The organism is Trinickia sp. Z7, from assembly GCF_056498045.1.
Map to the genome: position 1 here is coordinate 169,260 of NZ_JAUEQW010000005.1, position 11,852 is coordinate 181,111.

At 61.6% G+C, this 11,852-nt stretch carries 9 protein-coding genes; 1 reads left to right on the plus strand and 8 read right to left on the minus strand.

Going from position 1 to position 11,852, the window contains the following annotated elements; all coding sequences use genetic code 11:
• Positions 1–135 precede the first annotated feature (135 nt).
• The 5 genes from QQS38_RS11585 to QQS38_RS11605 form a co-directional block, all read right to left on the minus strand.
• Entirely contained in the window at positions 136–1,821 is a 1,686-nt protein-coding gene (locus tag QQS38_RS11585) for an NfrA family protein (RefSeq protein ID WP_479645515.1), read from the minus strand.
• The gene (locus QQS38_RS11590) at positions 1,821–3,767 is read right to left on the minus strand and encodes a glycosyl transferase family protein (RefSeq protein ID WP_479645516.1); all 1,947 of its coding nucleotides are present in this window, start codon (positions 3,765–3,767) and stop codon (positions 1,821–1,823) included. Before QQS38_RS11590 ends, QQS38_RS11585 begins: the two co-directional genes overlap by 1 nt.
• 254 nt (positions 3,768–4,021) lie before the next feature.
• Positions 4,022–5,236 (minus strand): non-hydrolyzing UDP-N-acetylglucosamine 2-epimerase, encoded by a 1,215-nt coding sequence (gene wecB, locus QQS38_RS11595; protein WP_479645517.1) that lies wholly within the window; start codon positions 5,234–5,236, stop codon positions 4,022–4,024.
• A 293-nt stretch (positions 5,237–5,529) separates the two neighbouring features.
• Entirely contained in the window at positions 5,530–7,173 is a 1,644-nt protein-coding gene (locus tag QQS38_RS11600; protein WP_479645518.1) for a DUF2334 domain-containing protein, read from the minus strand.
• 10 nt (positions 7,174–7,183) lie between these two features.
• Positions 7,184–7,495: a hypothetical protein gene (locus QQS38_RS11605; protein WP_479645519.1), complete on the minus strand. Its 312-nt coding sequence runs from the start codon at positions 7,493–7,495 to the stop codon at positions 7,184–7,186.
• Between the two features lie 424 nt (positions 7,496–7,919).
• Between QQS38_RS11605 and QQS38_RS11610 the strand changes: the two genes are divergently transcribed.
• Positions 7,920–9,356 carry an MFS transporter gene (locus QQS38_RS11610; RefSeq protein ID WP_479645520.1) on the plus strand — a complete coding sequence of 479 codons (1,437 nt, stop codon included), beginning with the start codon at positions 7,920–7,922 and terminating at the stop codon, positions 9,354–9,356.
• A gap of 51 nt (positions 9,357–9,407) precedes the next feature.
• Here the strand turns inward: QQS38_RS11610 and QQS38_RS11615 are convergent, their stop codons facing one another.
• From QQS38_RS11615 to QQS38_RS11625, 3 genes are all read right to left on the minus strand, one after another.
• Entirely contained in the window at positions 9,408–9,680 is a 273-nt protein-coding gene (locus QQS38_RS11615) for a hypothetical protein (protein ID WP_479645521.1), read from the minus strand.
• A 79-nt stretch (positions 9,681–9,759) separates the two neighbouring features.
• Positions 9,760–10,188 (minus strand): DoxX family protein, encoded by a 429-nt coding sequence (locus QQS38_RS11620; RefSeq protein WP_479645522.1) that lies wholly within the window; start codon positions 10,186–10,188, stop codon positions 9,760–9,762.
• A gap of 143 nt (positions 10,189–10,331) precedes the next feature.
• The gene (locus QQS38_RS11625; RefSeq protein ID WP_479645523.1) at positions 10,332–11,777 is read right to left on the minus strand and encodes a sigma-54 dependent transcriptional regulator; all 1,446 of its coding nucleotides are present in this window, start codon (positions 11,775–11,777) and stop codon (positions 10,332–10,334) included.
• Positions 11,778–11,852 lie beyond the last annotated feature (75 nt).

Genomic DNA, 11,852 nt, shown 5'->3' on the forward strand with positions numbered 1-11,852 from the left:
ACACGAAGCCGTAAGCGTGACGGAGGCGCATAACAGGCTGAGGGCCGCCAGACGACGCGTCGAGCGGGCGCCCAAGCAGGCCCCGGGTGAGCGCAGCCTTCGCCCTCGCATGAAGCGCAACATGATGGCCTCCGCTCAGTACCACAGCGTCAATTGCGCGGCGAGCCCGCGAGCCCGGGCCGCCGATGTCAGCGGGATATGGTACTGCACCGTCAGGTCGGCGTAGCTTGCGGGCGCGCTGTAGTGGTGCTCGCGGAACCAGAAACGGAACTGCACGCCCGGCCCCACGCTGATCGCCGTTCGATTTTGCGCCTTGCTGTCGTGGTCGAAAATGAGCGCGAGGTGGGGATACACCGTCAGATGATCGCTGACGGCGGGCACCGCCCACGTGTGTCCATATCGTAACTGAGAATACAAAATGTAACGGCCTTGATGCAGGAAGTAGTCCGCTTCCGCATACACTTGCCACGCGCGCCAACTCGGTTCCGTCACGCGCAGATCGTTGCCCGCTTCCGAGGAATACCCCATGCGCAAGAGCCAATCGTTTTGCGAAAGGCTGCCCAATTTGACGAGGCGTTCGGCGCTCAATACGAGGTTCTGATCGACGAGCGGCTTATAGCGCGCGCCGACCGATCCTTGCAGCGTAGGCAGTCCCGTGACGTTTCCCGATCCATCGTATGCCGTGCCGTAGCCGCGCACGAAGAACTGCAAGATGCGGCCATTTCGATAGCCGATTTTCGGCGGCTGCCAATATGCTTCGATACCCGGCTGCAAGACGCTGACGGTGCCTTGATACGAAAACGCCGAGACTTGATACGGCAAGCTGAGAACGAAGCCCCACGTCCGCTCGAGTTGCTGCACTTCGCGGCGATACCCGAAGCGCCTTTGTTCGTCGAACGCGTGCTCGTGATCGTCCGCGTCGAGGCTCGCCTCGAATAGCTTCACGGCGGCGTCGTTCTCTCCCGCACGTTTGGCTGCATAGCCCGCGTCTGCGTAGTTGCCGGCGTTGCCTCCGCCCAGCGCGAAGCCCTTCTGGAATTCGACGAGCGCTTCGCTGTCCTTGTTTTCCCGCAGCAAGTCGTAGGCGCTTTGCAGCGTCTTTTGCGCTTGCTCGTTGCGCGGATCGGGCTCGGGTTGCTCGGCGTAGGCGATCAGCGCAGCAGCGCTTTTCTTGTCGTCGTCGGAAACCGCATGCGCTTGCGCGAGTTGCGCTGCCGCGAGCGCGCCTTTGCGGTCCCCATTGCGCAAGCGCAGTTGTGCAACACGCAACTGTATCGCGACGTCGGGATCGTGTTCGAGCGGCGCCAATGCCTGCGCCGCTTGCTCCGGGCGATGCGCCATCAGCGCGCTGTCGGCCCAGGCGAGTCGGAGATTGCGCTGCTGCGTGTCGTCCCACTGCCCCTTGACGAGCGCGGCCGCGAAATCGTCGGCGGCCAAGTCGTACCGCTGTTGTTTTTGTTGCAGGAAACCATGTTGTGCGAGGACGTTGCCATCGTCCGGATAGCGCTTGAGCATCGCGTCGGCCTGCACCTGCGCCGCGTCGATCTTGCCTTCTCGAACGTAGACGTCGAGCAGCAATAAACCCAACTGCAAACTCGACGGCTGCGCGCGCAGCGCCTTGGACGCATAGTCTTCCGCCCGCGGCAAATCCCCCGCCGCGATCGCTTTATAGGCGGCGTCGGCCAGACGATATGCGCGCGGCGTCAAGGGCTGCGCCCACGAACAATTTGCGTGAAGGGCGAGCGCGGCAAAGGCCGCAAGCCCCCCCGTGCGAACGAATGCGCGCAGGCGCTTCGCTCGCTTGGATGCGGCGCGTTTCATTAACATTCCCCCGGATGAATCGACGACGCGACGCGACGCGCGGCTTCGCTGCCGCGATCGCCATCCGAGAAACGCGCACGACGCGCGAGCTCGGATGCGATCTCGGCGTCGCTCGCCACGAAGTACGCGACGTTGCAGCCCGCGGCTCGTTTGACGGTCTCTCGCTCGTCTTCCGTGAGGGGACTGCCGACAGCGACGTTCAAGGTCCCATCGTCCGCCGTCGAAAATGGTATGGCTCGATAAGTCTGCTGCAGCTCCGTTGCAAGCGTGGCTTTGAACCGCCCCGCCACCACGTTGGCCAAACTCACACGCGGCAGTTCGGCTTGCTCGGCCAGCGCGTCGGCAAGCGACTCGGGGCTTATCGCCTCGCTTTCGAGCAACAGCTCGCCAAGCCGCCTGCCGCACGTCGCTTGGCGCTCCAAGCAAGCATCGACCAGCGCCGGGGTGACGACACCCCAGTCGACGAGAATCTCACCGAGCTTGCGCCGCTCTTTGCCCAACTGATCGTTGGACAGATACGTGTGGCTCGTCTTATCCCACGCGATCGGCTTGCCTGTGATGAGGTGATGGATGAAGATCCGCCAGGCTCGACAGACGGCCAGGAAGTTGATGACGTTGTTGACGAAGAGTCTCGGCAGCGACAGCGCGCCTTGCAGCACGCCGTTCAGCTTGGCCACGAAGTAGAAACGCTCTGTGAGCCGTAAAGCGAGCATGACGCTGTTGAGCGCCAATAGCGGCGCGAGCGATCCGCCCACCAGTGCTTGACGTGCGGCGCCTGGGGGCGCGATGCCGGTCGCGCGCAAAAGCGCAACCGATACGTAATTGATCAAGACCGCATAGGCAACGACGGAGATTAGCGAGGTCACCATGCCTTTGCGGTCGCGGAAAAACATATAGCGGTCGCGCCAGCTGCCCCTCCACCCGAGCTGCTGCCAGCCTTGAAATGAAATGCCTAGGATCCAGCGTGTACGTTGCCGATAAGCCGTGCGTAACGTGCTCGGGAAGTACTCGCGGGTCGCGAGCAGGTTGCGCGCCGTCGCGAAGCGCTGCCGGTGCCGGCGCACTTGATCGAGCACGACTTCGGTGATCGGGAAACGCGCGAACGTCTCCTTCATCCCCAGTGCGCGCAACCGGAAGCTGAAGTCGTAATCCTCGGTCAGCGTCGTCGTATTGAACGGCTTGCCGTCACGCTCGACCGAAGCCGCCTCGATCGCGCGCCGGCTATAGCACGAGGCAACGCCGGCGCCCGGCACGATACCGGTGAGCAGCTGACGCGATGGAATATCCTTTTGATGCGTCTCGCTGAAGTCGTCCATATATGTGCCGGCCACGAATTCATTCCATTTCCGAGGCAGAGACAGCACGGGTAACTGAACCAAATCGTAATCGCCGATCGCGTAATTGAAGTACTTCAGCTCGATCGGATGAATAACATCTTCGCAATCGTGCATGATCACGCCGGCAAATTCGATGTGATGGGCCGTCTCATAGCGGCGAATGGCCGCAACGATCCAATTGAGGCAATCGGCCTTGCAGGTGGGCCCGTCGTTCAGAACGGCCGCGCGTACGACTCGCCCAGGGTGCCTGCGCACCATGCGGTCTACTTCGGCCGTGGTCTCGGCGTCATTGTGATAGGTACCTGCGAAGATGATGTAACGCTCGTACTCCATCGTTGCGAGCGTGTTCTCGATCATCTTTGCTATGACGTCGTACTCCTTCCATGCCGGCACCATGATCGCCAAGTAGCGTTCGTCCAGCGCACGCAACGCATGCGCATCCACGCTCGTCTTCGGCTCGCGGCGCAACATTCGTTTGATTTCGAACAGCCAATAATAGCCATCCATGAACAAATCGTCGATTGTGCTGACGAATATGATGATCGCCGTTGCCATAGCAACGGCATTCAGTCCGCCTAGATACCAACCCCACATCGAAATTGCGTGCATTTTTCACCAGCCGCTTTTAACATTCGCGCATTTATCGTATGGCGAATGCCTTTGATTGACTGTTCGTCGTCACACACAGAAATCCGGTCAATGACGAATAAACAAGGCGAATAAGACCGGCTCGTTCGATAGGAAAATCCAACGAGTCGATTTTGCGAGCTTTATGAAATAGCGGTTGAAAATTCACCGCATGGCGAATTCGATGAGACGCTGCGAGGCAGCGCAATTGCCGCCTACTGCCTCGCGTGCATCGATCAAGCCGAACGCAGAGCTTGGAGTCCGGATGCGATCGCGTTGTGCAACAGCACCGGCTGCGGTGCAACGTGAGCCATCGCGGGGATCTCCGCGGGAATGGACATCATCGCATCGACTATCCTCTCGCTTGCATGTCCGTCGCCGTAGGGATTGTTGGCGTGCGCCATGGCCACGTACTGACTGCGGTCCTCCAGCAGAGAGCTCACCTCCGATACGATGCGCTCGGTTTGCGTGCCGACGAGCCGCGCCGTACCGGCGCGAACGGCCTCGGGCCGCTCCGTCGTCTCGCGCGTGACCAGCACCGGCTTGCCGAGCGCCGGCGCCTCTTCCTGAATACCGCCCGAATCGGTGATGATCAAATACGCCTTGGACATCAGGTAAACAAATGGCAGATAGTCCTGAGGATCGATCAGATGCACATTCGGCACATCGCTGAGAACGGCGTTGACGGGCGTTCGCACATTTGGATTCAAATGAACCGGATAGACCAGTTGCACGTCGTCGTACTTGAGTGCGATTTGCCGCAGGGCTTCACAAAAGTGCTTGAACGGTTCGCCGAAGCTTTCGCGCCGGTGCCCTGTGACGAGAATCAAGCGGCGCGAAGGATCGAGAAACCGATAGCGGGCAGCGACCGAATCGTTCAATCGCTCGTCGACGTCGAGCTTGCGTTTGACGTGGACCAACGCGTCGATCACCGTATTGCCGGTCAGCACGACGTGCGCGGCGGGCGCGCCTTCGCTGAACAGGTTGTGCTTGGCCTGTTCGGTGGGCGCGAAGAGCCACGACGAAACGGCATCGGTGACGCGCCGGTTCAACTCTTCTGGCCACGGCGACCAAACATTGCCGGTGCGCAGTCCCGCTTCCACGTGCCCCACCGGAATGTAGCGATAGAACGCTGCCAGGCTCGCGGCCAGCGTGGTGGTCGTGTCGCCGTGAACGAGCACCGCGTCCGGCTGCCACTTGTCGTACACCGTGCCGATCGACTGCAAGATGCCCGAGGTCAAATCGCCGAGCGTTTGGCCTTCGCGCATCAAATCGAGATCGAAGTCGGGAACGATCTCGAACAACTCCAATACCTGATCGAGCATTTGGCGGTGTTGTGCGGTTACGCACACTTTGGCGTCGATGCCATCTTCATCTGCGAGCGCTTTCACCAACGGCGCCATCTTGATCGCTTCGGGTCGCGTACCGAATACCGTTAAGACCTTCTTCATTTTTTCCCCGCTGCCTGGGCCGACGCCCGCAATATGAGAACGTGTAGGTGCAGCACGCGCACCCATCACGCACCTCGTCAGTCGAAACCTTTCAAAAACGCAAGGTTACGTTACGGTATCGGCGATTACTGCGTCTGTGGCCCTTCGCTCACACGGCTCGCACGGGCGCAGCGACGAAGCGCTGCAATCAGGCCGGCGAACGACGCCATTGCGATGAGCCCCCTCGTTCGTGCGCATCGCCGGCAACGGCGACGCGCACGATGCACTCGATGCTCTCCTGCAATGCGCGCTCATCACTTGGCGGTGGTGCCGTCGACCCATGTGAAGCCCAGCTTCGAAACACCCGAAACGAGGCTCTTGAAGTCAGACATCGCCGGCACGCCCAAACCGGGCTCGAGCCAATATGGATGGAAGAAGAACGAAGCGAAGCCGTCTCGCACGACGAGTGCGTATTGCGCGTTCGTCAGCACTTGCTGCCATGTGTAGGCAACGCACGAGAAAGGATCGATGTTGCAAATGTTGTATTGGATACTGCCAAGATTCTCGGGAACGATGCGCTCCCCGTAATAGTCCCGATTGATGATGTATGGAAAGAATTGCCCTGCGGAGAAGTCCTGATTGGCCGCGCCCGTGCCGATCTGCGGGTCGGTGGCGGTGTAATAGACGGCTCGCTGGAACGAGGTGCCGAATTGAGCCGCCGCTGCCTGCGACGCAAGCGGCGACATCTGATACTGAGGCGCGCCCCAGCCTGCCACCTTGTAGCCGTTGCTCGTGAACTCGGCTAAGCCATCTTGCATCCTGCCCTGCGCCCATTGCTGAGAATCCTCGTCGACAGGCCGGTTCTGCACCATGAACCAAAACTCATAGTCATTGCCCGATACGGCGTTCTGCACGTTAGGCGTCGAATCGTATTGGTGGGTGTAGCCGTGCATCACGATCTTGCCGCCGCGAGGCAGCGCATAGTTGAGTGCGGACTTCAATCCGGTGGCTTGCGCGAGGTGAATCGTCTCCGGCACACCGCCGTTGTAGTAGCCGTTGGGGTCCGTATAGAGCGGGATCGTCGCCATCGTGAAGGGGATTCTCAAGCTGTAGAGGTAATCCGACAGCTGCCTCATCGAGGAAGTCGTCGTAAACGCATCGAGGTCCTCCAATCGCACGAGTGCCCGATGGTTGACCGGCGCGCCCGTATTGAGAATGTCGTGCAGCATGTCGCAGATCACGAGATAGCGGTCCGTCGGGCCGATATAGGTAAAGGGCATGTCGGCGAAATACCAAAGGTTGCCGGAACGCATCACGTACGGTGCGGTGGCTTTGGTTTGGCTGTTCGTGATCGTGACCAGCGACTGCGCCTTCGTCGCATCGGCGACCTGGGTGAGACCGATGTCTGGATCGGCGTTGACGACGCCTGTCGCGGCGTTGTACGCGTAGTACTTCACCATCGACATGTTCTTGTACGTGACCGTATCGTAGAAGCCGGGGTTCGGATTGCTCGAGGAAGGCTGCGCATTGAGCCCCGCCAAGCCCAGGAAATTGATACCGTAGGTCTGCGTAAACGTATAGGCCGAATTCCACGCGATTTGCCAGAGGTTGTACTTGAACCAGACGACCGTTTTGGTCGCCGTCATCACGTCGCTCATGAAGGCGGCCGGCAATGGGTTGTTGTAGTAATCGCCGATGTAGAACGTGGCGGTGTTGGCGCCGATCTGCCCCGCCGTATAGTTCTGCACGGGTTCGATTGCAACCGTCGTATTGAAATGCCCGAGCAAGTTGCGCAGCATGATCGCGTACATGAGCCCGAGCTTCGAGTACGGATCGTTGGCCGGGTTGTCGTAAAGGATCAACGTGCTCGCAGTCGTTGCTTGCGCGCGCGCGGTGCTGGGCAGCATTAGCTGCGCGAACCCGGCCAATAGCGCAAGGATCAGAATGAGCTTTTTCATGTCGGTCTCCCTAATCGCGTTCAACGGTGCCGCCGACGTGCTTGACGGTATGACGTTCGAACTTGGGACGACCGGTTTCCTTGTATGCGTCGTGCCAATCCTTGTCCGACATGCCGGGTCGAAGCTGGACGTGCGCCGAGCCGAGCGGCAGCGGCGGCACTTTGAAGCTCTTCGTGGGATCGAGGGATTTCACTCCGTTCGCGGTCGCGCTTTGTGCATTGGCGCTGCTCGGCGCAACGCCGCTCGACAAGACGATCGTCAAAAGCGCAGCCGTCACCGATGAGAGAAGCTGGGTGCGTGCTGACATATCTCGGACAGGCATAGCGGACTCCTTCTTCTGCGCCCGTTCGCGCGCTCTGCGGCAACGGGCTTTTGGACGTGCAGCGGCCCGTCGGGATGCTCGGGGGAACATCTCGATGGAGGCGTCTCAGATTTGAAAAGCACGGGGCGAACAGATCGAAGGGGGTTCGAACGCCGTTCGTTGCCCTGCGTTATCAGCATGCACGCTCGCGCGCGCTTGCGCGCTATCTATCCGACCGACTATGTCTGAAGCCGCACACTGATTTAGCCGGTGCCGTGATAGCGCAGTTGATATGTTGATAATTTCTTATTCCGAATGGCGGGAATAAATGCCGTTATTAAATGCCGCCTGCACGTGGCCTACCACAGCGCTTTCCAATGCGCGAATTCGACGATTCATCAGACCGCGAAACATCTCTGCGACGACGCTGCTAGCATCCCCCGGCATGAACGCTCGTCACTCCACCCCCATCGTCGGCCCGACGGTCGCGCGCGTGCTTGCGACCGTCAGCGTCGCATTCGTCGTCACACAGCTCGACGTGACGATCGTCAACATCGCATTACCGAGCATCGGCTCGCAATTGCACGCGCCGGTGTCGACGCTGCAGTGGATCGTCGACGCTTACACGCTCGCGTTTGCCGTGCTCATGCTATCGGCCGGCGTGCTGGGCGATCGGTTCGGAGCCCGGCGCATGTTCGCCTCGGGCCTGTTGCTGTTCGCCGTATCGTCGCTCGCCTGCGGCCTCGCGCCGAATGCCGCCTCGCTGGTCGCGGCGCGAGCGGCGCAGGGCGTGAGCGCGGCGGCGATGTTGCCCAATTCGCTCGCGCTGCTCAATCGCGCCTGCAGTCACGATCCCCGCCTTCGTGCGCGGGCGGTCGGCCTATGGACCGCGTCGGGTTCGATCTCGATCGCAGCCGGTCCCGTGCTTGGCGGCATCCTCATCGCCGCCTGGGGTTGGCGTGGCATTTTTCTCGTCAACGTCCCGCTCTGCCTCGCCGGCCTAGCGGCCGCGCTCGCCTGGATACCGCACCGGGAGCGCACGAGCACGGAGCACGCGCATCGGCCGGCCGGCATCGATCTGCCCGGACAATGCATCGCCATCGTTGCGCTGACCGCGTTCACGGGCGCCGTCATCGAAATGCGGCCGCTCGGCGGGAGCCACCCGCTCGTCGTCTTCGCGCTTGCCGTGTCGGTGCTTGCGGCCCTTGCGTTCGTCGTCGTCGAGGCTAACAGCCGCGCGCCGATGGTGCCGTTGACGTTGCTGCGCGATGCGACGTTCAGCGCCGCCGTGGTTTTCGGCATCTGCGTCAATATGGCGTACTACGGCGCCATCTTCGTCATCAGCCTATACCTGCAGCGCGTGCACGGCGACACGCCGTTACAGGCCGGGCTCGCGTTCTTGCCGCTAACGGGCGGATTTCTCGTATCGAACATCGCAAGCGGCTGGGTCGTCGCCCGCTGGGGGCCGCGCCGGCCCATGATCATCGGCGCCGCCGTGGGCGCGCTCGGCTACGCGCTGCTGCACATGGCACACGCCGGCACGCCCGTCGTTGCACTGCTGGCGCCGTTTCTACTCATTCCCGCCGGGATGGGACTGGCCGTGCCCGCGATGACAACCGCAGTGCTCGCGTCGGTCGATCGCAGCCGTGCCGGCACCGCTTCCGCGTTGTTGAACACGGCGCGACAAGCTGGCGGCGCGGTGGGCGTCGCCGCGTTCGGCGCGCTTACCGACACGGGCGCCGCCTCGTCGGTCGTCTGGGGGTTGCAAACCTCGGCAGCAATCGCGACCGGCCTACTGCTGGCGGCAATGGCGTTGGCCACCCGCGTCCATCCTGACTCCCATGCCCGGGCGAGCGCAGAAAACGAAAGCGCAGCGCGTTAAAGACGGCCTACCGCCTTCTCGCTACTCGCAGGTTTGCGTGAAGCGCCAGCGCTACAGGGTAGCGTTCTGAATGGCTCCCGTATCGAGCGCGCGTTGGATCAGCCCTTCGTCGCACGCTTTGCGGATGGCGTCGGCGAGGAGTCTATCGGGCGCGGCCATTTCTGCCTTCAAGGTCCCGATCAGCCCGGACGCATCGAATACCACTAGAGTCTCGGCGGAGTCGTCGCGGCTGATGATGACGCGATGCGTCGACTCTCCCTCGCCGAGGCTGGCGCAAAAATGCATGGTGCGTCCGTCGATTTGCTGCTCGAAGCTTTGAATCATTCGCAGGCCCTCCCTCTCGCGCACGGATCGAATATGAAAGCGCAAGCAAACTCCGTGCGCGCCGCGGCTCAAAATGCGGCTAGAGCGATGGGCGTCTCGGCGCACGAGCAGCATCGATGCTCGCGCCGCCCGCGCCAGTGACGAAGAGCAGCAGAAAGCCGCCCGCCAACCCGACGTTTTTCCAGAAGTGAATGACCATATCGTGCTGAAGCGCCGCATCGGCCACGTTCCAAAAGTCATGGCCCACCACCGCCGTCGCAAGCGTATACACGGCCATGACCAGCCCGAGCGGACGAATCAAGAAACCGACGACGAGCAAGACTCCGCCGAGCACCTCGACCGCCGTGGCGAGAGCAGCGGCAATTTGGACGAACGGTACCCCCTTCGAATGCAAGTAGGCTACGAAGGCGCCGTAGGCCAAGACCTTCATCACGCCCGACCATAAAAACAGCACCGATAGCGCCAAACGTGCAATGAGAATGAATACCGAATCGACGGCTCGCGTCATGAACCTTGTCCTCCAAGTCCGCAAAAAGGAACCGCGCGCCTCGCGGGCGCGCGGACGGTGAAGGTCAGGATATGCGGTGCGGGCGGGTTTTCCAAGCGCGTCGCACGAGACGCGCCGCTTCGACCGTCAGGCGAAGGCGCGCCTCACGGCGCCGTGTGCTCGATGCTGCGTTGCGCCGGCTCGACCGCGCAGGCGTGAGCTTCCGCGGGTGCGCGCGAGGGACGTTGACTCGATCCTTCATCACGGAGCCCGACCGCATTGAGCAAGCGATACAGCGTAGCGCGCGAAATGCCAAGTTCGGCCGCGGCGTTGGAAAGGCTATAGGCGTGGCGCGCGAGCGCTTCTCGCACGGCCGCGCGCTCGGCGTCGCACCGAATTTCCGCCAAAGTGCGGCCCACTTTGATTTCTACACCCGGCAAGCCAAGATCGACCGCCGTGATGAAGCGCCCCTCCGCCATCACGAGCGCCCGCCGCACGCAGTTGATGAGCTCGCGCACGTTCCCCGGCCAGCCATAGTTGTACATCGCCGCAATGGCGTCGCTCGAGAACCCGCGGATCTTGCGCGCGCCATCGCCGCGATGAAGATCGAGCGCGTACAGCGCGAGCAGCTTGATGTCTTCTCCGCGTTCGCGCAGCGGCGGCTCGTCCAGGCGCAGCACGCACAAACGATGATATAGGTCCAACCGGAACCGCCCCGCTTGAATCGCGCTCATGAGATCGACGTGGGTGGCCGAAATGACACGCACGTCGACCTTGATCGGGGCCGTGCCGCCTAGCCGCTCGATCGTACCTTCCTGCAGGAAGCGCAGCAGCACGGCTTGGCATTCTTGCGGCATGTCGCCGATTTCATCGAGAAACAGCGTGCCGCCCGCGGCGGCTTCGATGCGGCCGATTTTTCTTTGCAGCGCACCGGTAAATGCGCCGCGTTCGTGGCCGAACAATTCCGATTGCAACAATGCGGGCGGGATCGCCGCGCAATTGATTGCAACAAACGGCTGCTTGGCGCGGGCGGAACGGTCGTGGATTGCGCGAGCCGTCAACTCCTTGCCGGTTCCTGACTCGCCGGCGATGAAAACCGGCGCTTCATTGCGCGCGCATTTATCGACGCCGCGATTCAGTTGCTGCATCCCATCGGACTGGCCGATCATCGTACTGTCGGCATGGTCCGGCTCTGCATGGCCCTCCGAAGCGCGCAACGTCCATAGGCCGTCGGCATGCCCGATCAGGATCGTCAGCCGGGCGTCGTTACAAGGCTGGGTGACGAAGTCGAAGCAATAATCGAGGATGAACCGGCGAATAGCCTGCTCCTCGGCTTGACCGGGTTGCACCTCTGCAATCCATGCGACTTCGGTGTCCGAAATGCACGCTTCCAACTCGGCCAGGTGCTGCGCCGTGCAGGGGTGGGGCAATTGCACGAGACCGACGTGAATCGCGCCGCGCGCGGCCGCCCGTTGCACTTGTTGCGGCGTCTGGGCGTGAACGATGTGCCACCCAGCTGCCATCAGCGCATCGATGCCCGCTGTGTCGGGTTTGAGCGAAACGAGAAGAACGCTACGGTCTTCCGGCATCGGACTGAAAGCGGTGCTCATGTACTGCCCCCCGTGTCGAAAACCGAGTCTTGCCCGAGAACAGGGTAACTCGCCAATTCGACGTTATTTTGATCT